The sequence below is a fragment of the Streptomyces sp. NPDC004539 genome (assembly GCF_040610055.1).
Lineage (GTDB): Bacteria > Actinomycetota > Actinomycetes > Streptomycetales > Streptomycetaceae > Streptomyces.
This window is the reverse complement of sequence record NZ_JBEXLS010000033.1, coordinates 76,005-98,705: the sequence shown is the minus strand read 5'-3', so window position 1 is coordinate 98,705 and position 22,701 is coordinate 76,005. Positions and strand designations below refer to the sequence as shown.

The 22,701-nt window shown below is 72.3% G+C and carries 19 protein-coding genes and 1 riboswitch; of the genes, 5 read left to right on the top strand and 14 right to left on the bottom strand.

Translation table 11 applies throughout. The features are described 5' to 3' along the window. Positions 1-12: 12 nt before the first annotated feature. The 5 genes from ABZX85_RS43585 to ABZX85_RS43565 form a co-directional block, all read right to left on the bottom strand. Positions 13-990: an ion transporter gene (locus ABZX85_RS43585; RefSeq protein WP_355882520.1), complete on the bottom strand. Its 978-nt coding sequence runs from the start codon at positions 988-990 to the stop codon at positions 13-15. Positions 991-1,112: 122 nt separating this feature from the next. Continuing rightward, positions 1,113-2,078, bottom strand: coding sequence for a Dyp-type peroxidase (locus ABZX85_RS43580; RefSeq protein WP_355882517.1), 966 nt, complete (start codon positions 2,076-2,078; stop codon positions 1,113-1,115). A 235-nt stretch (positions 2,079-2,313) separates the two neighbouring features. After that, the gene (locus tag ABZX85_RS43575; protein WP_355882514.1) at positions 2,314-3,279 is read right to left on the bottom strand and encodes an ankyrin repeat domain-containing protein; all 966 of its coding nucleotides are present in this window, start codon (positions 3,277-3,279) and stop codon (positions 2,314-2,316) included. 69 nt (positions 3,280-3,348) lie between these two features. Next, positions 3,349-4,182, bottom strand: a complete 834-nt coding sequence (locus tag ABZX85_RS43570) for an alpha/beta hydrolase (protein ID WP_355882587.1) — start codon at positions 4,180-4,182, stop codon at positions 3,349-3,351. Positions 4,183-4,352: 170 nt separating this feature from the next. Then, a complete protein-coding gene (locus ABZX85_RS43565; RefSeq protein ID WP_355882511.1) occupies positions 4,353-5,183 on the bottom strand; it encodes an AraC family transcriptional regulator in 831 nt (276 codons plus the stop codon). 88 nt (positions 5,184-5,271) lie between these two features. Between ABZX85_RS43565 and ABZX85_RS43560 the strand changes: the two genes are divergently transcribed. Next, the gene (locus ABZX85_RS43560; protein ID WP_355882508.1) at positions 5,272-6,108 is read left to right on the top strand and encodes an NAD(P)H-binding protein; all 837 of its coding nucleotides are present in this window, start codon (positions 5,272-5,274) and stop codon (positions 6,106-6,108) included. A gap of 118 nt (positions 6,109-6,226) precedes the next feature. Continuing rightward, positions 6,227-7,012, top strand: a complete 786-nt coding sequence (locus tag ABZX85_RS43555; RefSeq protein ID WP_355882505.1) for a peptidoglycan-binding domain-containing protein — start codon at positions 6,227-6,229, stop codon at positions 7,010-7,012. On the opposite strand, the gene ABZX85_RS43550 is transcribed toward ABZX85_RS43555, so the two are convergent. From ABZX85_RS43550 to uvrA, 5 genes are all read right to left on the bottom strand, one after another. Then, positions 7,009-7,995, bottom strand: coding sequence for an ABC transporter substrate-binding protein (locus ABZX85_RS43550; RefSeq protein ID WP_355882503.1), 987 nt, complete (start codon positions 7,993-7,995; stop codon positions 7,009-7,011). The genes ABZX85_RS43555 and ABZX85_RS43550 overlap by 4 nt on opposite strands. Before the next feature lie 10 nt (positions 7,996-8,005). After that, positions 8,006-8,761 (bottom strand): heme ABC transporter ATP-binding protein, encoded by a 756-nt coding sequence (locus ABZX85_RS43545; protein ID WP_355882500.1) that lies wholly within the window; start codon positions 8,759-8,761, stop codon positions 8,006-8,008. A 5-nt stretch (positions 8,762-8,766) separates the two neighbouring features. Beyond that, a complete protein-coding gene (locus ABZX85_RS43540; protein ID WP_355882497.1) occupies positions 8,767-9,807 on the bottom strand; it encodes an iron ABC transporter permease in 1,041 nt (346 codons plus the stop codon). Between the two features lie 89 nt (positions 9,808-9,896). Next, positions 9,897-10,026, bottom strand: a riboswitch (cobalamin riboswitch). A 64-nt stretch (positions 10,027-10,090) separates the two neighbouring features. Next, positions 10,091-11,074 (bottom strand): RNA polymerase sigma factor, encoded by a 984-nt coding sequence (locus tag ABZX85_RS43535; RefSeq protein WP_355882494.1) that lies wholly within the window; start codon positions 11,072-11,074, stop codon positions 10,091-10,093. Beyond that, on the bottom strand, positions 11,071-13,893 hold the full coding sequence (gene uvrA, locus ABZX85_RS43530; RefSeq protein WP_355882491.1) for an excinuclease ABC subunit UvrA: 2,823 nt from the start codon (positions 13,891-13,893) through the stop codon (positions 11,071-11,073). Before uvrA ends, ABZX85_RS43535 begins: the two co-directional genes overlap by 4 nt. Positions 13,894-14,094: 201 nt before the next feature. Here uvrA and ABZX85_RS43525 point away from each other — a divergent pair, with 201 nt between their 5' ends. After that, positions 14,095-14,607 carry a S1 RNA-binding domain-containing protein gene (locus ABZX85_RS43525; RefSeq protein ID WP_355882488.1) on the top strand — a complete coding sequence of 171 codons (513 nt, stop codon included), beginning with the start codon at positions 14,095-14,097 and terminating at the stop codon, positions 14,605-14,607. A gap of 52 nt (positions 14,608-14,659) precedes the next feature. Beyond that, on the top strand, positions 14,660-15,733 hold the full coding sequence (locus tag ABZX85_RS43520; RefSeq protein ID WP_355882485.1) for a hypothetical protein: 1,074 nt from the start codon (positions 14,660-14,662) through the stop codon (positions 15,731-15,733). Positions 15,734-15,767: 34 nt separating this feature from the next. Here ABZX85_RS43520 and ABZX85_RS43515 read toward each other — a convergent pair whose 3' ends face one another. Together ABZX85_RS43515 and ABZX85_RS43510 are read right to left on the bottom strand one after the other, a co-directional pair. Beyond that, positions 15,768-16,448, bottom strand: a complete 681-nt coding sequence (locus ABZX85_RS43515) for a GNAT family N-acetyltransferase (protein ID WP_355882482.1) — start codon at positions 16,446-16,448, stop codon at positions 15,768-15,770. Between the two features lie 65 nt (positions 16,449-16,513). Then, positions 16,514-17,626 carry a hypothetical protein gene (locus tag ABZX85_RS43510; RefSeq protein WP_355882479.1) on the bottom strand — a complete coding sequence of 371 codons (1,113 nt, stop codon included), beginning with the start codon at positions 17,624-17,626 and terminating at the stop codon, positions 16,514-16,516. Between the two features lie 93 nt (positions 17,627-17,719). On the opposite strand from ABZX85_RS43510, the gene ABZX85_RS43505 reads away from it, so the two are divergent. Next, positions 17,720-18,529, top strand: coding sequence for an alpha/beta hydrolase (locus ABZX85_RS43505; protein WP_355882476.1), 810 nt, complete (start codon positions 17,720-17,722; stop codon positions 18,527-18,529). On the opposite strand, the gene ABZX85_RS43500 is transcribed toward ABZX85_RS43505, so the two are convergent. Further along, positions 18,519-21,575 (bottom strand): hypothetical protein, encoded by a 3,057-nt coding sequence (locus ABZX85_RS43500; RefSeq protein ID WP_355882474.1) that lies wholly within the window; start codon positions 21,573-21,575, stop codon positions 18,519-18,521. The genes ABZX85_RS43505 and ABZX85_RS43500 overlap by 11 nt on opposite strands. Beyond that, positions 21,572-22,684: an AAA family ATPase gene (locus ABZX85_RS43495; protein WP_355882471.1), complete on the bottom strand. Its 1,113-nt coding sequence runs from the start codon at positions 22,682-22,684 to the stop codon at positions 21,572-21,574. The genes ABZX85_RS43500 and ABZX85_RS43495 overlap by 4 nt, the downstream gene beginning before the upstream one ends. Positions 22,685-22,701 lie beyond the last annotated feature (17 nt).

Sequence of the window (22,701 nt, the reverse complement as noted above, 5' to 3'; positions counted from 1 at the left end):
GCGGACTTGAGGTCAAGGCCCTGGCCGGCCCGCCCCCGCGAGGTCCCGTTCGAGGTCGTCCAGGGCTTGGCGGGCGGCGGCGATGCGGGCCAGGAGCAGTTCGTCGTCCTCGGCGGCCCGGAACCGCTCGCGCCGCACCGGCCGCGGCGTGTTCACCCGCTCCCCGTCCGGGTCCCGTGACCCCTCGCGCTCCCTCTCCTGCTCCCGTTCCATGTCCCGCGCCTCGTCCAGCGACGTGATCACCACCCCGATCAACACGTTGACCAGCACGAACGAGGCCAGCAGCACGTACGACGCGTAGTAGACGAGGCTCCAGCGCGAGATCTCCAGCCCCGAGTGCACCGCGTCCCCGATGCCGTCCAGGGTCATGAGGAGGAACAGGGTGAGGACGGCCCGGCCGATGGAGCCGTAGTGCTGGGGGTCCTCGTGGCTGAAGAAGACCCAGCCGACCATGGCGTACACGTAGAGCAGGAGCGCGCCGACGAGGAGGAAGCTGAGCGTGCCGGGCAGGCTGCGGACCACGGCGACCAGCATGACCCGCAGTTGGGGCAGGAACCTGGCGCTGCGCAGGACGCGGGCCAGGCGCAGGAGGCGCAGGACGGTCGTGTTCTCGCGGACGACCGGGAGGAACGTCGTGAGGATCACCGCGAGGTCGAAAAGGTTCCAGGGGTCCTTGAAGAAGTCCCGGGGCCGGTCGGCGTGCGCACCGAGCCGGATCAGGAGTTCGACGGTGAAGACGGCGAGGCAGACGTGCTCGGCGAACCGTAATCCCGTGTGCCAGCGGGAGACCAGCCCGGCGTACGTCTCCACGCCGAGGAGCGCCGCGTTGAGGAGGATCACCGCGAAGACGGTGAGGGCGAACCAGCGGGACTCGGCGACGGCGCGGCAGCGGTCGGCCAGTTCCTGACGGGCGGTTTTCCCCGGCGCCGCCGCGACGGCGCCCACTTCGACGGCGTCCGCTTCGATCGCCCGGTCTTGCATGTGCGGCATCCTGCTGCCCTAGCTCCTTCATCACGCGTACGAGAGGGCACACCCGGTCAACCCGCCCCGGACAAGGGCGGGTTGAGTGATCACCCGGGGATACTTCTACAGGACCGTAGAGGGGTAGCGCCTCAGCGGGCCGCCAACCTCTTGAGGAATTCCGCGGGCGGCACGAAGAACAGCGTGCCGGTGACGGGCTCGGAGAAGTCGAGGATCGGGTCGGGCCCGGTGTCCTCGGTGCCGAGGAACATCCGCCGCAGCATGGTCTCGGGGACCTCGGGGTCGCGCGCGTAGGCGATGAAGTACGTGCCGAACTCACCGTGTCCCGGCCGGCCGAACGGCATCGCTGCCCGCAAGATCCGCTGCTCCTCCCCGTCGGGACCGGTCAGCGTGTTCACGTCGACGTGCGAGCCGGGCCGCTCCAGCTCGATGTTGGTCGCCTTGGTCCGCCCGATGACGCCCTCCTGCTCCTCGGTGGGGAGCTTCTCCCACGCCTCCGTGTCGTGCAGGTACTTCTGGACGATCGCGTACGACCCGCCCGCGAACCCCGGGTCCTCCGCGCCGACGTACGCGGTCTCGGCGGCGGTGAGGCCGACCGGGTTCTCCGTGCCGTCGACGAAGCCGAGGAGGTTGCGGGCGTCGAAGTAGGCGAAGGCGTGCACCTCGTCCTGGAGGACGGTGACGCCGCGCAGCCGCTTCACCAGCTCGGTGGCGAGCGCGAAGCAGAGGTCGGGGCGGGTGGCGCGGAGGTGGAGGAGCAGGTCGCCGGGGGTGGCGACGGCGCGGTGCCGGGGGCCTTCGAGGGGGCGGAAGGGGTGCAGGGCGGCGGGGCGTTCTCCGTCGCCGCAGAGCCGGTCCCAGCCGTCGGCGCCGATGCCCGCGACGCAGGTGAGCTGTCCTTCGGGGTGTCCGAAGCCGACCGATCTGACCAGTCCGGCGAGGCCGGCGAGCAGGTCCCGGACCACGGGTTCGCCGCCGGGTTCGACGGTGAGGACCAGGAAGACGGCGGCGGAGGCCGGGGTCCCCGCCGGTCCCACGACAGGCTGTGCCCGTTCCTCATCCGGTCGGTGTTCCGAAGCAGACCAGGACGACGACATGGCTCCCCTCCCTGCGGACCCCTGCTGCGGGTCCGGTGACGTACGAAATGTGCTGATGTCCGAGCCCAGGCGCCTTCGACCGGGCGGACCGCCCCAGTGACCATGCCCGGCGGGCCCCCTCCCGAAGCGCCTGTCCGGAGTGACGGCTTCCACCATCCGTTCTCCCCCGCGCCCCGCCAACGGCGCCCACGGGTCGCACGGTTGTGCGCACGGCGCCCGTGCGCTCCGGCTGCCTCTACTCCTTCCAGTCCCAGTAGTCCCCGTCCGGCAGCGCCACCCACCTGTCCGGCGTCCCCGTGAACGCCCGCGCGTCCTCGGGCCGCAGTCCGGCCCAGGAGCAGGCGTACGCCATCGGCTCGACGTGGTAGAGGTAGCTCGCCAGGACCTCTTCGGGGCCGTCACCCTGGTACGGCCCGCCCCCGGGGTGCAGATCCCATCCTTCGGCCACGCCGTCCCGGAAGATCCGGCCCTGGTTGCCGCTCTTCGGATTGGCGTACACCCCGTACCCGCGCGTCCCCCCGGTCAGCAGTTTCAGCACGCCCGGCATCGACGCCCCGTACCCCCACGCCTGGGACACGACGCACCCGCCGGGCACGGTCGTCACCCCCACGATCAGCAGGCTCTCGTCCATGTCGAAGTCGTAGGGGTCCGCGAGGAGTTCGTCGAGCGTCTCGGGGTCGACCTCTCCCGCCTCCAGGCGCCGTACGGCCTCGTCGGCGTCGATCCCGGCGACGCAGGCGACACTCATGCCGTCGTGGTAGAACTCCCCGAGGGCGGACAGCAGCCGGGCCCCCTCGTCGGCCGCGCGGCGCTCCGGCTCGGTCAAGCCGGGCTGTCCCGGGGGAAGTTCGAAGAGTTCCGGTGTCGGTCCCGCGAGGGCGAGGCGCCCCGGGGACCAGCCGCCGAGCTGGGGCAGCCAGGGATCGGCACCGGCGGCGACGAGCGCGCGGACGTTGTCGACCCGGCCGTACACCAGCGCCTCCCACAGGGCCGTCACCCCCTCCTGGAGGGCGTCCACGTCGGCGACGCGCGCGGCGATCTCGGCGACGACCTCGGGGGAGCCCGCGAACGCCGCCTGGTGGAGGGGCCGTCCGCCGCTGGACCAGCTCTCGGGGTCCGCCCCCGCGTCGAGCCGCGCGCGGACGCTCTCGCGGTCCCGCCACTCCTCCCACCGCATCCCCTCCCAGATTCCCCCGCCCATCCCAGCGCCCTTCCTTCCCTCGTCGATCGCCACTGCCCCCACCTTCGCAGACGCCACTGACAACGCCCCCTACTCCCGCAGGAACCCGTCCACGACCTGCGCGAACTCCTCGGCCCGGTCCATCCACGGAAAGTGCCCGCCGCCCTCCCGCACCACGAACTCCGCCCCCGGGAACAGCCCGGCGAACTCCTTCACCACCCTCGGCGGGGCCACCACGTCCACCTCCCCCGCGACCACCAGCACCGGCGCCCCGAACCCGGCGAGTGCCGCACGCGTGCGTGCCGGGTCGTACGCGCCGTCAGCCCCGTACGCCCCGAGAATCACCGGATCAAGTGATTCGGCGGCGTGATGTGCCCGCGCCGCCGCGTCCCAGCGGCCGTACGAGAAGGGGGTGACGGCCTCCCAGTCGTCCCCGTGTCCCGAGACGATCGCCTCCAGGGCCGCGTACGCCTCCGGGAACCAGGGTTCGGTGTGCCGCAGCCGGGCCGTGGCCAGCCGGAGTCCGCCGGGGACCGGCAGTCCGACGGCGCGGGTGCTGGGGGTGACGAGCACCAGGCGGTGCACGCGTCCCGGGTGGCGTTCCGCGTACAGGGCGGCGAGGTTCGCGCCCGCGCAGTGGGCCAGGAGATTCATCCTTTCGAGGCCCAGGTGGACGCGGAGCGCCTCGACGTCGTCGGCCATGCGGTCGCAGCGGAGGGAGGCGGGGTCGGCCGGGGCGGCGGAGCGGCCGGTGCCCCGGAGGTCGAGGCGGATCAGCCGGTGGCGGGCGGTGAGGCCGCCGAGGTCGCCCAGGTAGGCGGAGTCGGTGGGGCCGCCGGGAAGGCAGACGAGGGGGGTGCCGTCGCCGGTGGCGTGGAGGGCGAGCGGGGTGCCGTCGGGGGCGGGGAAGGCGTCGTACGTCATGAGGTGCTGGCCTTTCGGGGTGCCGGTTTCCCAGGGCACTCCCGGTGGTCGACCTCGGGTCAGACGCGCCGGCCGGTGTCGTCGGGGGTGAGTGCCCTGCCTGGTCCTGCGGTGATGGGTCCCACCTCCTCGGTCGACGGCCGCGACGGTTCACGGCCGCGGTGAGATTATCAGCCGGTCCCGCTGCCGGCCGTCGTCTCGGGCGCCCGGGACCTGCGGTAGACGCTCGGGCTGACCCCGTACACCCGCTTGAACGCGGCGCTGAACCCGAACGCGTCCGCGTACCCGGCCTTCCGGGCGACCGCGCCGACCGTCTCCCGGGTCCCGGTGAGCAGGTCCGCCGCGAGGTTCATCCGCCAGACGGTGAGGTAGGTCAGCGGCGGGGTGCCGACGAGGCGGACGAAGCGGTCCGCGAGGGTCGTGCGGGACACGCCCGCCTCGGCGGCCAGCCCGACGAGCGTCCACGCGCGCTCCGGGGACGCGTGCATCACCCGCAGCACCGGCCCGACGACCTCGTCCCCGAGCGCCCCGAACCACCCCGGCGGCACGTTCCCGGGCCGGTCGAACCAGCCGCGCAGCGCGCACACCAGCAGCCAGTCCAGCAGCCGGTCCTGGACGACGGGTGCGCCGCCGTCGGCCGGTCCGGCGAGGAAGTCCAGGAGCGGCGCGCAGTCGTCGTCGCCGGGGACCACCATCACCCCCGGCAGCACCCCGACGAGCCGTCTCCCGACGGCGCCCCGGGCGTCGTACACGCCGGTGAGCAGGGTCGCGCGGTCCGTGTCGGAGCGCAGGCGCACGGTGTCGGGGCCCCGGACGACGACGGTGTCGCCGGCCCGCACCTCCTCGCCCCGGTCGAGGCGGGCCGTGCCGCCCAACACCACGCACAGTGTGAGGGAGTTGCCGCCGCCCAGGGGGAGCGACCACGGCGGTGGGAGGTCGGTGCGGCGGAGTCCGGCCCCGTCCGCGCGCACGCCCTGCAACAGATCGTCGAACGGCTCCATGGGGACACCCTAGGGCCTGGACGATCAGGCAGTTCCCGCGGACGATCGGCCATGTCCCCCGGTTTGACGCCCCAGTTGACTGAGGGGCATGACGAACTCCACGGACACGATTCTGGTACTGGGCGCGACGGGAAAGGTGGGCCGGCGGCTCGTCCCGGCGCTGCGGGCGGCCGGGCGGCGGGTGCGGGTGGTGTCGCGGACCGGCGCGGCGCGCTTCGACTGGGCCGAACAGGACACGTGGGCGCGGGCGTTGGACGGCATCGGCGCCGTCCATCTGCTGGCGCCCGAGGACCCCGCGCTCGCCGAGCCCTTCGTCCGGCAGGCGGTCGACGCCGGGGTCCGCCGGTTCACGGCGCTGTCCGGGCGGGGCGTGGACCGGGCTCCGGCGGACACCTTCCGGGGAATGACCGCCGGGGAGAAGGCCGTTCGGGAGTCCGGCGTCGAGTGGACGGTCCTGCGGCCCAACAACTTCCACCAGAACTTCGACGAGGACCTCTGGCGGGCCCCGTTGCGCGCCGGGCGGCTCGCCCTGCCGGCCGGTGACGTCCCCGAACCCTTCGTGGACGTACGGGACATCGCGGACGTCGCGGCGGTCCTGCTGACGTCGCGGGGGCTCCAAGGGGAGGTGTACGAGCTGACGGGAGGGCGGGCGCTGACCTTCGCGGACGCGGTCGCGGAGATCGCCCGCGCGGCCGAACGGCCCATTGCTTACGAGGAGTTGACGCCGGAGGAGTACCGTGCCGAGTTGCTGGAGGAAGGGTTCGCGAAGGAGGCGGTCCATGAACTCGACGCCCTGTTCGCGGTGATGCGCGACGGGCACACGGCCGCGCCGGGCGACACGGTGGCGCGGCTGCTGGGACGGGAGCCGGTCTCGTTCACGGAGTACGCGGCGCGGGCGGCGGCCTCCGGGGCCTGGAGCCGGTAGGCCGGACAGGCGCCGCCGGTCCCAACTCCCGTGCCGGGCCCTCCACTTGTGGAGACCCGTGAAGATTGAAAGTGGGACTTCCGCATAGGATCGGAGATCTCATGGAGAGGGACCAGGCGTGACTGAACACAACGGCAGGGCGGTGTCCGGCGACGACGACGGAACCAGGGAGTCCGCCCCGGAGGCTGCCCAGGACTCGGGGTACAGCTTCCTCCCCGCGCCCGGCGAGGGTTCCGGCCCGGGCGACTTCCCTGAGCCCGACCCCGAGCCCGACACCGTGCTGCTCCCTCAGGCCGGTTCCGACGCCGACGACAAGCCCCCCGCCAAGCGCAGCCGGATCGCCCTGGTCACCGTCTCCGCCGCCACCTTCGCGATCGCGGCGGGCGTCCTCGTCGGCGTCTCGATGTACCAGACGCCGTCCCGCGCCGACCATCTCCAGGACGACCTGCGCGAGAGCGTCCCGGACCAGGTCTCCGCCAGCGCGACGGAGACACCCGGCTCCCCCAGCCCCTCCACGTCCACGAGCCCGTCGTCCTCGGCGTCGTCCACGCAGAGCGCCACGGCCTCCCCGACCGGCTCCCCGTCGACCGCCCCCACGTCGACCCCGACATCGGGCTCGGCCGCCTCCCCCACCACCGCCCCGGACCCCACCCCCACCCAGGGCGACGGCGACGAGACCCCGCGCGTCCTGCGCCTCGGCGACACGGGCCCGCAGGTGCGGGAACTCCAGCTCCGCCTCAAGCAGATCGGCCGCTACGACGGCGAGGCGACCGGCGTCTACGACGAGAGCGTCCAGAGCGCCGTCCGCACCTACCAGTTCACCCGCCTCATCCTCTCGGACGACTCCGGCGTGTACGGCCCGGCGACCCGCGCCTCGCTGGAGTCCGAGACGCGCGAACCCTAGGCGACCGTCTTCAGATACGCGTTGAGCCGTGCGATCGCCGACGGGTTGCGGGGGCTCTCGACGAGGTCGACGTAGTCGAGGACGAAGATCCGCTTGTTCCTGACGGCGGCGACGTTCCTGAGCGGCGCGTACGACAGCAGGAACTTCCGCTTCTGCTCGGCGCTGACGTCCCCGTAGTCGCAGATGACGATGACGTCCGGGTTCCGGGCGACGACGGTCTCCCAGCCGACGGTCGTCCAGGAGTCGTCGACGTCGTGGGTGACGTTCTCACCGCCGGCCGCGCTGATGATCTGGTCGGGCGCGGCGTACTTCCCGGAGGTGAACGGGGAGTCCTGGCCGCTGTCGTAGAGGAACACCTTGGGCCGCTTCGCGGGGGCCTGGACGGCGGCTATCTCCTTCTTGAAGGAGGCGATCAGGGCCGCCGCGCGCTGCTCGACGCCGAAGAGCTGCCCAAGGGTGGTGAGGTCGGTGTAGAGCGCCTCCAGGGGCGGCATGATGCCCCGCGAGGTCTCGGTACGGCCGTTGCGGCAGGACTCGGTGAGGATGTAGGAGGGGACGCCGAGCTTGGCGAGGGCGTCGGGGGTGAAGCCGCTGTCCTCGCGGAAGCCGTAGTTCCAGCCGGCGAAGACCAGATCGGCGCGGGCGTCGAGGACGTTCTCCTTGGTGAGCTGGTCCTTGGAGAGCCACTTGACCTTCTGGTAGCCGTCCTTCCACGGCACATCGGTCAGATCGCCCTTGTCGTCGGGCATCGCGAACCCGGCCATCCGGTCCTCCAGGCCGAGCGCGAACATCAGCTCCGTGATGCCGACATCGTTGGTGACGACCCGTTCGGGGACGTGGTCGAAGGTGACCTTCTTCCCGCAGTTCGTGATGGTGACCGGCTTGGCCGAGGCCGCCGCAGTGGAGGTCTTCTCCACGGAGGCGCCGCAGCCGGTGACGGCCAGGCACAGGGCTACGGCGGCGAGTTGACGGAAGGAGCGCATGGGGGGTTCCTTACAGGCGGTCGAAGAGGAGTTGCACGGCACCGGTGACGGGGTGGCGCACGGGATGGGCGCGGACGCCGAACACCTCGGCGAGCAGAGCCGGTTGCAGCACGTCCTCGGGGGTCCCGGAGGTGACGAGCCGGCCGTCCGCGAGGACGTACAGCCGATCGCAGTACGCGGCGGCCAGGTTGAGGTCGTGCAGGGCGGCGAGGACGGTGAGCCCGGCGTCCCGGACGAGGGTCAGGACGTCCAACTGGTGGCTGATGTCGAGGTGGTTGGTGGGTTCGTCGAGGACCAGGACGCGCGGCTGCTGGGCCAGCGCCCGTGCGATCAGGACGCGTTGGCGTTCGCCGCCGGACAGGGCGAGGAAGCCCCGGTCGGCGAGGTGGCCGACGCCGGTCGCCGCCATGGCCTCCGCGCAGATCTTCCGGTCCTCGCCGACGCCGCGCCGCTCGTGCGGGAGGCGGCCCATCGCGACGACCTCGGCGACCGTGAAGTCGAACTCGGCGCCGGACTCCTGCGGGAGCGCGGCCAGCACCCGGGCGGCGGCGCGCGGGGACGTCGTCCGCAGGTCCTCGCCGTCGAGGCGGACCGTGCCCGTGTCGGGGCGCAGCGCCTGGTAGACGCATCTCAACAGGGTCGATTTGCCGCTGCCGTTGGGGCCGACGAGGCCGACGACCGTGCCGGGTTCGACGGTGAGGCGGATGTCGTGGACGAGGCGGGTGCCGGCCGCGGAGACGGTCACGCCGTCGAGGTCGAGGCGCATGCCGGTCACCACTTTCCGCCGAAGGCGTGGCCGCCGCGCCGCATCAGCAGCAGGAACGCGGGCACCCCCACCACGGCCGTGATCACGCCGACCGGGAGTTCGGCGGGGGCGACGAGCAGCCGGGACAGGATGTCCGCCCAGACCAGGAGGACGGCTCCGGCGAGCGGGGCGAGCGCCAGCACCCGGCGGTGGCTCGCGCCGACGGCCATCCGTACGAGGTGCGGGACCATCAGGCCGACGAAGCCGATCGCGCCGCTGACCGCGACGAGGGTCCCGGTGACGGCGGCCGTCACGACGAACAGCTCCCGCCGCAGCCGGCCGGGCCGCACCCCGAGGGAGGCCGCCGTCTCGTCGCCCATCGCGATCGCGTCGAGCGCCCCGGCCCGGCGGCGCAGCCACGTCCACCCGGCGGCGACGGTGACGGCGGCGATCGGCACCTGCGCCCAGGTCGCCCCGCCGAGGCTGCCGAGCAGCCACATCATCGCCGAGCGGGCCGCCTCGCCGCGGGTGGCGCTGAACACCATGACGGTGGTGAGCGCCTCGAACCCGTACGCCAGCGCCGTCCCGGTGAGGATCAGGCGCAGCGGGGTGAGGCCGCGCGGGGTGCGGGCGACCGCGTAGACGAGGACCATCGCGGCGAGGGCCGAGCCGAACGCGGCGGCGGACAGGGCCCAGACGCCGAGTGCGGCGAAGGCGCCCATGAGGATGACGGCGTTGGCGCCGACGGCCGCGCCGGAGGAGATGCCGAGGACGAAGGGGTCGGCGAGGGCGTTGCGGACCATGGCCTGGACGGCAACGCCGACGGAGGCGAGGCCGGCGCCGGCGACCGCGCCGAGGACGACGCGGGGCAGGCGTATCTCCCAGACGATGGTGTAGTCGGCGGCGTCCTGTGCGGAAACGGTTCCGCCGGTGAGGCCGGCCCACAGGAGGCGCAGGGAGTCGCCGACGCCGATGTCGGAGGAGCCGAGCGCGACTCCCGCGAGCAGGGAGAGCAGCAGGAGGAGGGCGAGGGCGACGGTCAGCAGCGCGAGGGGCGTTCGGCGCACGGCGGTCCTTCGGGTGAGGCCGCCGAGGGGAGGGCGTCGCGCGGGAAGGCACCTTGCGGGTCCCTCTCGCAGTCCACGGCGAGCGGTCGTACGGGTCGCGTGCCGGCCGTGGGCGATCGGGCTCGCGCGGAAAGGATTCCGCGCACACCGTTGCGGGTCAGCGCCGGATTCGCACCGGACTTCCCCCGCGGGAGGCGAACGGAGCCTAACAAACCGTTTCGCGGTGTTTGCAAGAGGCTGCCGGCTCCGCAGGGGGCCGCCGTCCCGTATGCGGGCGAGGCCGTCAGTCGAGGTAGTCCCGCAGCGCCTGGGAGCGGGAGGGGTGGCGGAGTTTGGACATCGTCTTGGCCTCGATCTGGCGGATGCGTTCGCGGGTGACGCCGTAGACGTGCCCGATCTCCTCCAGGGTGCGGGGCCGGCCGCCGAACAGTCCGTAGCGCAGCGAGATGATGCCGGCCTCGCGGGCGGTCATCGCGTCGAGCATCGTGCGCAGGGCCTCCTGGAGGAGGCCGAAGGTGACCTGTTCGACCGGGGAGGGGATGTCCGTGTCGACGATGAGGTCGCCGAACTCGGTGCCGGAGTCGTCCGCGAGGGCGGTGTCGAGGGAGACGGGTTCCCTGGTGTAGCCGTCGAGTTCGGCGAGGCGTTCCACCGACACGTCGGCCTTCGCGGCGAGTTGCTCGGGGGTGGGTTCGACTCCGGTGTCGTGGAGGATCTCCCGGCGGACGCGGGCGACACGGTTGATGATCTCGACCGCGTGGACGGGGACGCGGATCGTGCGCCCCTGGTCGGCGAGGGCCCTGCTGACGGCCTGTTTGATCCACCAGGTGGCGTACGTGGAGAACTTGAACCCTTTGGTGTAGTCGAACTTCTCGACGGCCCGGATGAGGCCGGTGTTGCCCTCCTGGATCAGGTCGAGGAAGGCGAGTCCGCGTCCGGTGTACCGCTTGGCGACGGAGACGACGAGGCGGAGGTTGGCCTCGACGAGGTGGGCCTTGGCCCGCTGCCCGTCCGCCGCGAGGAGCCTCAACTCGGCTGTGTCGTAGGGGTTCTCCTCGGTGAGGAGCTGCTCGGCGTACAGGCCCGCCTCGACGCGTTTGGCGAGGTCCACCTCCTGTTCGGCGGTGAGGAGGCGGACGCGGGCGATGAGGCGGAGGTAGTCCTTGACGGGGTCGTCGGAGGCGCCGGCGGTGGTGAGCCGGGGCTCGGGGGCGTCGGCGTCCTCCTCGGCCGCCACGACGGGTTGCTCCAGGTCGAGGAGGGTCACGGCGTCTCCAGGAGGGAGTGCAGGAACCGGCCGGTGTGGGAGGCGGGGTGGGCGGCGACCTGTTCCGGGGTGCCTTCGGCGACGACCTGTCCGCCGCGGTGTCCGCCGTCCGGGCCCATGTCGATCAGCCAGTCGGCCGCCTTGACGACGTCCAGGTTGTGTTCGATGACGACGACCGTGTCGCCGCCGTCCACGAGTCCCTGAAGGGCCGTCAGCAGCCGTTCCACGTCGGCGACATGGAGTCCGGTGGTGGGTTCGTCGAGGACGTAGAGACTGCGGCCACGCGTACGGCGCTGGAGTTCGGCGGCGAGTTTGACGCGCTGCGCCTCGCCGCCGGAGAGGGTGGTGGCGGGCTGGCCCAACGCGACGTATCCCAGGCCGACTTCGTCGAGGGTGCGCAGGTGGCGGGAGATGATCTGGTGGCCCTCGAAGAAGTCCCGGCTCTGCGCGACGGTCATCGCGAGGACGTCCGCGATGGACTTGCCCTTGTAACTCACCTCCAGGGTCTCCCTGTTGTACTGCGCGCCGCCGCACACCTCGCACGGCACGTACACGTCCGGCAGGAAGTTCATCTCCACCTTGATCGTGCCGTCGCCGAGGCAGCTCTCGCAGCGGCCCCCTCTGACGTTGAACGAGAAGCGGCCGGGCCCGTAGCCCCGGACCTTCGCCTCCGGGGTCTGCGCGAACAGCTTGCGCAGATGGTCGAACACCCCTGTGTACGTCGCCGGGTTGGAGCGCGGGCTGCGGCCGATCGGGGACTGGTCGACCTGGACGACCTTGTCGAGGTCCTCGGCGCCGGTGATCGTCCGGTGCCGGCCGGGGACGCGGTGGGCGCGGTGGATGCGCTGGGCGAGGGCCGTGTGCAGGATGTCGTTGACCAGCGTGGACTTCCCGGAGCCCGAGACGCCGGTGACGACGGTGAACAGGCCGAGGGGGAAGGAGACGGTGAGGTCGCGGAGGTTGTGCTCGCGGGCGCCGTGGACAGTGAGCAGCCGTTCCGGGTCGGGGGTGCGGCGCTCTCGCGGTACGGCGATCCGGCGGCGGCCCGAGAGGTAGGCGCCGGTCAACGAGTCGGGGTGGGCGAGGAGTTCGGCGACCGTGCCGGCGTGGACGACGTGTCCGCCGTGCACTCCGGCGCCGGGGCCGATGTCGACGACCCAGTCGGCGGCCCGGAGCGTCTCCTCGTCGTGCTCGACGACGATGACCGTGTTGCCGCGGTCCCTGAGGCGTTCCAGGGTGCCGATCAGCCGTTCGTTGTCGCGCTGGTGCAGGCCGATCGACGGTTCGTCGAGGACGTACAGGACGCCCGTCAGGCCCGTGCCGATCTGGGTCGCGAGGCGGATGCGCTGGGCCTCGCCGCCGGAGAGGCTCGCGGCCGGGCGGTCCAGGGAGAGGTAGTCCAGGCCGACGTCGAGGAGGAAGCGCAGACGTTCGCCGATCTCCGCGACGACGGCCTCCGCGATGCGGCGTTCGCTGTCCGTGAGGGTCAGTTCCCTGACGAACAGGGCGAGTTGGTCCAGCGGGAGCGCCGATGCCTGGGCGATGCCCTGTCCGCCGACCGTGACGGCGCGGACGACGGGGGCGAGGCGGGTGCCGTCGCAGGCGCGGCAGGCGGTCTCGCGGAGGTAGCCGGCGAAGCGGTGCTCCCCGCCGTCCGCCGTGCGGCGCTCGATGTGCGGGACGACTCCCTCGTAGCGGACGGTGTGGTCGCGTTCACGGCCGAAACGGTTGCGGTAGGCGAGGTGGAGGCGGTCGTCGGAGCCGTACAGGACGATCTTCCGTACGGGAGCGGGGAGTTCGCGCCAGGGGGTGTCGGTGCTGAAGCCGCGGGCCTGGGCGAGGGCTTCAAGGATGCGGGTGAAGTAGTCGGCGCCGCTGGTGTTCGTCCAGGGGGCGACGGCTCCCTCGGCGAGGGACTTGGTGTCGTCCGGGACGAGGAGGCTCGGGTCGACCTCGGTGCGGGAGCCGAGTCCCGTGCAGGAGGGGCAGGCGCCCCAGGGGGCGTTGAAGGAGAAGAGGCGGGGTTCGAGGGTGTCCAGGGCGAGGGGGTGGCCCTGCGGGCAGGCCGCCTTCTCGGAGAACAGTCGCTCGCGGTCCGGGTCGTCGACGAAGTCGATGCGCAGGGTGCCGCCGCCGAGTGCGAGTGCCGTCTCGACGGATTCGGTGAGGCGCTGGTGGATTCCGTCCTTGACGACGAGGCGGTCGACGACGACGTCGATGTCGTGCTTCCTGCGCCTGTCGAGCGCCGGCACCGTACTCAGGGACAGCACCCGTCCGTCCACCCGGACCCTGCTGAATCCGTCCGCCGCGAGCTGCCGGAACACCTCCGCGTGCTCGCCCTTGCGGTCCCGGACGACCGGGGCCAGCACCTGGAACCTCGTCCCCTCCGGCTCCGCCCGCACCTGGTCGACGATCCGCTGCGGGGTCTGCCCGCGCACCGGTTCCCCGCACTCCGGGCAGTGCGGGCGGCCGATCCGCGCGTACAGCAGCCTCAGGTGGTCGTACACCTCCGTGATCGTCCCGACCGTCGACCTCGGGTTCCTGCTCGACGTCTTCTGATCGATCGCGATCGCCGGGGACAGCCCCTCGATCGCGTCCACATCCGGCTTGTCCAACTGGCCCAGAAACTGCCTCGCATACGCCGACAACGACTCCACATACCGTCGCTGCCCCTCCGCGAAAATCGTGTCGAACGCCAGACTCGATTTCCCCGAACCCGAAACCCCCGTGAACACGGTCAACGCATTCCGTGGCACCTCCACGGAAACGTCCCGAAGATTGTTCTGCCGAGCACCTTTGACAACGAGACGATTACCCACCCCTTCACCGTAACACCGCCCCCAGAACCTCTCCGGCCCTCCCCGAACCCCTTTCCGGTGTGGGAAAAATCGCGCTTGACAAGGCATTCGGAACTGTGAGCAACGAATTCAAAAAAGCGCCCGCACAACCCTTGCCGAACAAACGAACCCGTGACCCCAATTCCCGTCCGCCCCCTCTGCCCGCCATGCGAAACTACCCCCGTGATCACCGCCTCCCCCGAACTCCACGCCTTCCTCGAATCTCTCTCCCCGGGCCAACACCTCACCGGCCACATCGCCTCCATCGAGCCCTACGGCGTCTTCGTCGCCCTCGACACCGGCCCCCGCCATCCCGTCTTCCCGGGCGTCGGCTTCATCACCCACCCCGACCTCTCCTGGTACCGCTTCGACTCCCCCACCGAAGTCGTCACCGTCGGCGCCCCCGTCACCTGCGTCTTCCTCCACCACGACACCTGGAACGCCGAAGCCCGCCTCTCCCTGCGCGCCCTCCACCCCGACCCCCTCCACACCTTCACCACCACCGTCCCCCTCGACCGCCCCCTCCGATCCCGCGTCACCAAAGTGGTCCCCATCGGGGTCTTCGTGGAACTGACGAAAGGCGTCGAGGGCCTGCTCCGCGAGTCAGGTCCCGCGGTGGGCGACGAGATCGACGTCGTGGTCACGGAGATAGACCCGGAACGGCGCCGGGTGAGTGTCCGGCGGGTGGGTGGGTGAGCTTTTGCAGGACGGACGGGGGTTGTCAGTGCCTGGTGGCAGGATCACCCGCATGGTCTTCGTGCGTACCACTCCGCCGCGTCCCGTGGACGTGACCGCGGTCTTCCCCGAGCTGGCGCCGTCGGCGCGGCCCGCGATCCGGCTGCACCCCCGTCCCGGGTCGCCGTCCGCCGGGGAGAGTTCGGTCGGGGGGCCGTTGCTGTGGCCGGCCGAGGAGCCGTGGCCGCACTGCGAAGCCTCGCACCTGCACAGGGACAGCGGGTTCCGCGAGTCACCGGCCGACGTGCGGCTTCTGAGGCGTATGCGGGTCCGGTGGCACGGTGACCACGGTGGTCCCGGGACGACGCCCGAGGAGGCGACGCTCAAGGAGCGGAACGCCGCGGTGCTCGCGGAGCGACTCGCCACCGCTCCGCCGCCCGCTGACTGCCCGGTCCCCATGCTGCCCGTGGCCCAGTTGTATCTGCGCGACATACCTCTGCTGAGGCCGCCCGGACAGGCCGATCTGCTCCAGATCCTCTGGTGTCCCTACGATCACGATCCGGATCACAAACCGTCGACCGCGCTGTTCTGGCGGTCCGCCGCCACGGTCGGCGATGTCCTCGCCACACCGCCGGAGCCGTACGAGGTGAACCATGAGGGCTACGTGCCCGAGCCCTGCGTACTCGCACCAGAAGCGATCACCGAGTACCCCGGCAGCCTCGAACTGAGCCCGCGGATGCGGCTGATGGTGGGAGACCGGAGCAGATTGCAGGAGGCCGGCGCCGACCTGGACAGCTCCTGCGCGGAGTATCCGCAGGACTTCTATGACACCCATCTCGCGGATTCGCCCGGATGGAAGGTCGGCGGCTGGCCTCCGTGGGGCCGCACCGACCCCCACCCCCGGTACTGCACCGTCTGCGACGAGCGGATGGTCCCGCTGCTGACCATCGCCTCCTTCGAATGGGACGGCGGCGACGGGCACAGCTGGGCACCTCACGAGGACCAGGATGCCGCCACCTCTGGCGGTCACTGCTGCGGCCAGCGCCCCTCACAGCCGACCAAGGTCGAAGTCGGCAGCACCGACAACATGCAGATCTACGTCTGCCCGGCCTCACCCGGGCATCCGCACACCGACCTGATCCAATGAGCCATCGAACCATCTGGGTGGACACCACCCACGCCTACACCCACACACTCACCTGCTCCCCCACCTCCCGAAACCCCAACTTCTCCGCCACCCTGCGCGACGCGTCGTTCCCGGCCCGCCACTGGGGCAGCAGGCCCGCCTCAAGGGCGTGTTGGACGGCGGCGGATGCGGCGGCGGTGGCGAGGCCGCGGTTTCGGGCTGCGGGGGTGGTCAGGACGCAGATGTGGGCGGTCGAGGCGGGCCAGACTTCGTAGCCGGCGGCGGCGAGGAGGGTGGGGCCGTCGTGGAGGGTGAAGGCGGGTGAGTCGATGTCGGGGAGGCCGGATTCCGCGGTGTCGTGGGGGCCGGCGGTGCGCAGGAGGGGGGAGAGGGAGTCCGGGGTGGTGGGGGTTGCGGTGGTGGGGTGGGGGCGGAAGGAACCGGGTGGGAGGTAGGCCAGGGTCGCCGGGCCCAGGACGTCCGCGCCCGAGGGGAGTGCGCGGAGGCGGGGCAGGGCCTGGCGGGCCGTGCGTTCGTCGGGGGCGGTGATCAGGACGGCCGTGCCGATACGGACGGCGCCGGTCCAGGACGGCGGGCAGAGGCGGGAGCCCGGGGAGACGACGACGCGGGTACCGCCGTCCGGCGGAAAGACGGCGCCCGCGCCCGCCAGCCCCTCCCACAGACGCCGGACCCTCGCCAGGAGCGCCTCCTCTTCAGCCGACCCTGATCCATTCACCCCCACCCAGGCACCTCCGATCCAGTCACCCCTGACCCAGCCATCCCCGATCCAGTCACCCCGGTTCAGACATCCCCACCCCGCACCCACGCCAGCACAGCCGCCGCGGCCTCCCCCGCCCCGCCGCTCCCGAAGCGTTCCAGCAGCCCACCGGCCCGGCCGGACCCCATCTCCCGGACCGACTCCCCGACCCGCAGCGCGAACCGCGCGTCGCCGCTCTCGCTCAACTCCCGCAGCGCCGCCGTCAGTACCCCGGCCATCTCCGGCTCCCCGTCCCCGAAGTCGACGGCGGACCCGAGGTCGGCCCAGTCGATCCGGCCGTCGCAGTAGCCGTGCGCGGCGACGACCTCGGCCTGCCGCGCCTGAGTCGTGTTGGTCGCCGGGAGCAGTACGGTCGGCACCCCGCTGACGGCGGCGTCGTAGATGTTGCCGAGCCCTGGCGTCATGAACGCGTACGGCGCCTCGCGCAGCAGACCGAGGATCTCGCCGCGCCGGTACGTGCCGACGTTCACCCCGCTCACGGAGGTCCCCAGCGCCCGGACGACGGCCTCGCTGGTCACGACGGTCACGGAGTACGACGCGGGCACCCCCTCCCGCACCCCGGCGACGACGAGACGGGCGTACGTCTCGACCTCGTCGGCAGCCCAGAACGGATTGCACAACCCCCCGAGGTTGACGACGACTTGACCCCCGCCGCCGCGCCACCCGGGCCCGGGCTCGACGAGCGGCGGCACCACGACCGTCCGCCCGGCCAGCGCCGGTTCCTCGGCGACCCGTTCCCGCACGCCGAAGAAGTCCTGCGCGAGATGCAGCACGCCGGCGTCCTGGACGACGGGCCAGAGCCCCGGCCAGAACCAGGCGAGCGCGTCGTAGACGGCGACCCGGAAACCGGCCCGCCGGGCCGTCAGTCCGAGGGCGAAGTCCATGGACGTGAGGAGCGCGTCGTACTCCCCCGCGAGGCCGCGCAGCCGGTCGAGGCGGGCGGGTTCGGTCAGGCCGGTGATGTCGTGGACGGCCGTGTAGGGCGGCCGGTGCTGGAGATCGAGCGTGTGCCCGCCACCGACGTACCCCAACTCGGCGCCGCGCGCGGCGAGTTCGTCGGCCAGCACGGCCGAGGCCGCCGCCGGGCCGAAGCCGAACGCCTCGGCGTTGAGCAGAATGCGCGGTCCGTCGCCCATCAGGCCCCCTTACCTGGTCCCACACGCCACCCGTACGCTGAGTACGCGTTCAGTAACTGTAGGTCGTCCGACGGCACTTCACTGGGGGACTCGATGAATTCACCCGCGCGAGCCGGCACCCTCCCGGTCCCCGGCGCGACGCTCTACCACGAGACGCGCGGCACCGACGGCCCGCCCCTGCTGCTGCTCGCGGGCGGCAATTCGGACGCCGCGGTGTTCACCGGCCTCGCGGACGCGCTCGCGGCCGATCACCGGGTCATCTCCTGCGACCCGCGCGGCAATTCCCGCAGCGTCCTCACCGGCCCGCCCGTCGACCAGCGGATCGAGGAGCACGGCGAGGACGTCGCCCGGCTCCTCGACCATCTCGTACCGGACGGCGAACCGGCGCGGATCTTCGGCAGCTGCTCGGGCTCGCTCGCCGCCCTGCACTTCGCGAGCCGCCACCCGGAGCGGGTCGCGGCCCTCGTGGTCCACGAACCGCCCGCCTTCCGCCTGTTGCCGGACGCGGCGGAGTATCTCGCCCTGGTGGAGGAGGTCCGCCTGACACTGCGGACGGCGGGCGAGGCCGCCGCGATGGAGACGCTGGCGGTGCTGTTCGGCGGACGCCCGGCCCCCGATCTGCCCGAGGCGCACGACAACACGCGCTTCTTCCTCGCCCACATGCTCCACCCCTCCTCCACCCACCTCCCCGACCTCACCGCCATGACCCCGCTCTCCGGCCGCCTCGTCGTCGCGGGCGGCGCCGGCTCCCGCGACCAGACCATCCACCGCCCCGCACTGGCCCTCGCCGGTGAACTCGGCCTGAAGCTGGTCGAGTTCCCGGGCGGCCATGCCGGATACGCCCGCTATCCCCGCGAGTTCGCGGACCGGCTGAGGTCGGTCCTCGCGGAACTCACCGACTGAGCAGCGCCGCCGACTCCCGTGCGGTGTCCGGGTGCCGCTCCAGCAGTGCCGCTCCCTTCGCGGTCGGCCCGGCACCCCACCCGTCGTCGCAGCCGAGGAGTCCGGCCAGCGCGTCGCAGGTCGCCGGATGTGCGGCGAGGAGCGCGGAGGCCGCCGCCCGCGGCACGGACTCGCCCTGTTCCGGGGCCTGTTCGCGCCACGGCGGCGTCCAGGCGTCCAGCGCGGGCAGCCGCGCCGGGAAGAGGCGGTCCGCCTCGCGGACGATCAGCGGGGCGAGTTCGGCGCCGCCCGCGCGCAGGGTCGTCACCAGCGTCGGCAGCCAGGGCAGGAGCACCGCGTCGGGCAGCCGTCCGAACGCGTGGGAGACGGCTTCGACGACGAAGTCCGCGAGCTGCGGCACCGGTTCGAGGGCGTGCAGGAAGCCGCTCAGGTAGCGCGGGTAGGCCGGGACGACCAGCGGGCTGGACAGCAACGCGTCGCAGCGGGCGCTGAGTTCGGCGCGCGGGAGGGTGCCCAGGTGGGTCTGGGCCGCCCACAGCAGCGCCGTCTTCGCGGTGTCCTCGGGGTGCGACTGGGCGACGGCCAGTTCGAGCTGGGTGCGGTCGCAGCCGAGGGAGAGGGCGAGGCTCTCCATGCCGAACAGGAAGCCCAGCATCGCGGCGACCTGCCGTACGCTCGCGTCCTCGTCGGTGAACGCGGTCGGCAGCAGCGTGCAGTAGTGGGCGTAGCCGGTCTTGACGAACGACTCGATCCAGCCCGGCAGCGCCGGTTCGCTCGTCCGGTAGTACGCCAGCAGGCGGCGGACGCGGCGCAGCACCTCGGGAGCGCCGTCGACGGTGCGTTCCCGGGCGAGGACCTCCAGGGCGTGCGTGCCGAGTTCGTCGGCGAGGCGGCGGCTGCGCAGATACAGCGTGGCGTCCTCGACGGCTTCGAGGACGGTCGCGGCGGTGGCCTGCGGGCCGTACGCGGTGCGGCGCAGCCGTTGTTCCAGGACCTGTTCGACGCTGACGCCCTCGTAGCCCAGCTCGATCAGTTCGCGCTGGTGGGTGCCGAGCGCGAGGTCCCAGGACTCCTGGAGGGAGCGCTCGCCGAGCGCGCGCTCGCCCATGATGGGCCGCGCGGCGCCCTGCGGCAGCAGGCGGCGCAGTATCCACAGCACGTCGGAGCAGGCGGCCAGTTCCGGCTGTCCGGCGATGTCGAGCAGGGCGCGCTGCACGCCGCGCTGCTGGAGCCGCAGGTTCAGCGGGAGCAGGCGGTCGTGGACGTCCCGCGCAAGCGGGGGCAGGGCGTCGTACCCGACCTGTCCGATCCGGTCGCCGCCCATCATGATCTCGACGAGCCGGCCGACGTCCCGCCGCCCCGGCACCGAGTCCTTCTCGATGCAGGTCACCGCCGCGTCCTGGAAGTCGTACGGCGTCGGCTTGGCGCGGTCGCGCATGCCCGCGAGCAGGATCGACGTCTCGAACACGGCGATGGCGTCGGCGGTCGAGGCGAGGTACCCGCTCCGCCGGGCCGCCCGCACGATGTCCACGGACCAGCCGAGGAGTTCCGCCTCGTCCATGGGGTCGAGGGTCGGGGGGCGCTGGAGGAATCCCGTGAGGCGGTCGGGGGCGGTGTCGGTGGGAGAGGGGCCGGTGGCGGGCGGGGCCTCGAACCGTACGGCGACGGCACCCGGCGTGGGGCCGAGGGCACCGGGCAGGGTCGGGGCGGGCCCGGTGGGTGCCGAGGTAGAGCCGGTGGATGCCGAGGTGGAGCCGGCCGGTGCCTGTCCGGGCGCTTCGGGGACCGCCGGTACGGTGACCGCGCCCGGGCCGCCCGCGACGGCAGCCGCAGCCGTCGCCGCACCGCCCGCAGCCGCGGCCTTGGCCGTTCCCGGGCCGCCCGCAGCCGCCGTCGCAGCCACAGAGCCTGCCGCCGCCGGCACAGCCGCCCCGGCGGAGCCCGTCCCCCCGGTCTTCTTCCCCCGCCCCTTCCCCGCCCCCGCCTGCCCCTCCAGCCGGTACGGCTTCACCCGGCCGCGTTTGAGGTTCTTCGCCCACTCCGTCGCCGCGATGGACACCGACCCGGACGCGAGCCCGAACTGGGTCTCGATGGCCGTGTTGCTGGACGGGATGAGGCCGTGGCGCCACTTGGTGCCGCTGGGCGGGGTGACGGTGAACGTGTCGGTGCCGTCGATCCCGAACTCGGCGACCCGGCTGGCCGCGTGGAAGGCGCCGCAGACGTACAGGCAGTCGGCGGGGTCGGCGCCGCTCACCGCGAGGTGCTGCCGCATCCGCGTCCACATGTACCGCTCGCGGTCCTCGTCGACCGCCACGCGCCGGCTGTCGCCGGGGGCGAGACGGCGGAAGAGGCTGCCGATGAGGAGCATGACCTGCCGGTACGTGTCGTGGTCGCCGTCCCCGAGGGGCAGTTCGACGTACTGGTGCCACCACTCGGACCAGTGCCGCACCCGGCCGTGCCGCAGGAGGTGCTCCTCCAGTTCGGCGAACCGGGGCCGCAGGTCGCCGATCTCGACGCCGACGGCGTCCCCGTGCAGGGCGCCCTCCTCGTCGCCCGGCGCGGGTTCGGCGCCGGGCGGGGTCTCCCACTGGAAGACGTGGTCGGCGGACCGGTCGACGAGGACCAGCTCGACGCCGGGCGTGTCGAGGGCGTAGGCGATGGCCTGGTACTCGGCGGACGCCTCGGTGATCGGGGCGACGACGGACAGCGGCGCCCAGTCGACGGGGAAGCCCTCGACCTCCCCGGCGAACGCCTGGACGGCCACGGGGAGGCGGCAGTTGCGCAGTTCGGTGAGGAGCGGTGCCATGTCCTCGCACAGCTCCAGGTAGATCACCCGGGGCTGCTTCTCGCGCAGGCGGCGGGCCATGGCGAGCGCGGAGGCCGGGGAGTGGTGGCAGACGGGGAAGATCTCCAGGGGTTCGCGTATCGCGCGGTCGACGTCGTCGACGATGCCGCGCAGGATGCCCTCCAGGGCGTCCGGTCCGTCGGCGAACGTCTGGGCGGCCTCGTCGAGTTGGGCGCGCAGCGCGTCGAAGGGGCCGGTCACGAGAGGCTCGCGATCGCGGCGCGTCCGCCTTCGAGGAACTCGGGCCAGGAGCCGCCCTGTTCCTTGCCGCGCGGCTCGACGACGCCGTGCAGGTACTTGTTGAGGATGGCGAGGTCCTCGGGTGCGCGCCGGGCGAGGGAGCCGACCAGGGAGGACGCCAGCGTGCGCGCCGTGAGGGCCTGTTGGCCGAAGAAGTTGCTGTGCAGGATCGCGTCCTCCAGGACGCCGATCTGTTCGGCGGTGGACAGCGCGGACTCCAGCTTCTCGTCGTCGCTGCCGGCGGCGGCCGAGGAGGCGCGCAGGTCGGCGAAGCTCTGGAGGAGGACGTCGAGGAGGGTGGGCGGGACGTCGAGTTCGATCTGGTGGCGCCTGAGCAGTTCCTCCGTGCGGAAGCGGACGATCTCCGCCTCGCTCTTCTTGTTCGTGACGACCGGGATGCGGACGAAGTTGAAGCGCCGCTTGAGCGCGGAGGAGAGGTCGTTGACACCCCGGTCGCGGCTGTTGGCGGTGGCGATGACGGAGAAGCCGGGCTTGGCGAACACGATGCTGTCGCTGTCGAGTTCGGGGACGGAGATGTACTTCTCGGAGAGGATCGAGATCAGCGCGTCCTGGACGTCGCTGGTGGAGCGGGTCAGCTCCTCGACGCGGCCGATCGCGCCGGTCTCCATGGCGGTCATGATCGGCGAGGGGATCATCGACTCCCGGGACTGGCCCTTGGCGATGACCTGGGAGACGTTCCAGGAGTACTTGATGTGGTCCTCGGTGGTCCCGGCGGTGCCCTGGACGACGAGGGTGGAGGTGCGGCAGATCGCGGCGGCCAGCAGTTCGGCGAGCCAGCTCTTGCCGGTGCCGGGGTCGCCGATGAGGAGGAGGCCGCGGTCGGAGGCGAGGGTGACGATCGCCCGCTCGACGATGGCGCGGTCGCCGAACCACTTCTGGGAGATCTCCCGCTCCAGTCCGTCGGCGCGCTCGGAGCCGAGGACGAACAGGCGGATCATCTTGGGCGACAGGCGCCAGGTGAACGGCTTGGGGCTGTCGTCGACCGACTCCAGCCAGTCCAGCTCCTCGGCGTACTTGAGCTCGGCGGGGGCGCGCAACAGGTCGGACATGTGAGGGCCTTTCTGGC

What these genes read in the sequence shown, in the direction of transcription:
- ABZX85_RS43585 (WP_355882520.1), bottom strand. Translation starts at nt 990, where the DNA reads ATGCCGCACATGCAAGACCGGGCGATCGAAGCGGACGCCGTCGAAGTG.
- ABZX85_RS43580 (WP_355882517.1), bottom strand. Translation starts at nt 2,078, where the DNA reads ATGTCGTCGTCCTGGTCTGCTTCGGAACACCGACCGGATGAGGAACGG.
- ABZX85_RS43575 (WP_355882514.1), bottom strand. Translation starts at nt 3,279, where the DNA reads ATGGGCGGGGGAATCTGGGAGGGGATGCGGTGGGAGGAGTGGCGGGAC.
- ABZX85_RS43570 (WP_355882587.1), bottom strand. Translation starts at nt 4,182, where the DNA reads ATGACGTACGACGCCTTCCCCGCCCCCGACGGCACCCCGCTCGCCCTC.
- ABZX85_RS43565 (WP_355882511.1), bottom strand. Translation starts at nt 5,183, where the DNA reads ATGGAGCCGTTCGACGATCTGTTGCAGGGCGTGCGCGCGGACGGGGCC.
- ABZX85_RS43560 (WP_355882508.1), top strand. Translation starts at nt 5,272, where the DNA reads ATGACGAACTCCACGGACACGATTCTGGTACTGGGCGCGACGGGAAAG.
- ABZX85_RS43550 (WP_355882503.1), bottom strand. Translation starts at nt 7,995, where the DNA reads ATGCGCTCCTTCCGTCAACTCGCCGCCGTAGCCCTGTGCCTGGCCGTC.
- ABZX85_RS43545 (WP_355882500.1), bottom strand. Translation starts at nt 8,761, where the DNA reads ATGCGCCTCGACCTCGACGGCGTGACCGTCTCCGCGGCCGGCACCCGC.
- ABZX85_RS43520 (WP_355882485.1), top strand. Translation starts at nt 14,660, where the DNA reads ATGGTCTTCGTGCGTACCACTCCGCCGCGTCCCGTGGACGTGACCGCG.
- ABZX85_RS43510 (WP_355882479.1), bottom strand. Translation starts at nt 17,626, where the DNA reads ATGGGCGACGGACCGCGCATTCTGCTCAACGCCGAGGCGTTCGGCTTC.
- ABZX85_RS43505 (WP_355882476.1), top strand. Translation starts at nt 17,720, where the DNA reads ATGAATTCACCCGCGCGAGCCGGCACCCTCCCGGTCCCCGGCGCGACG.
- ABZX85_RS43495 (WP_355882471.1), bottom strand. Translation starts at nt 22,684, where the DNA reads ATGTCCGACCTGTTGCGCGCCCCCGCCGAGCTCAAGTACGCCGAGGAG.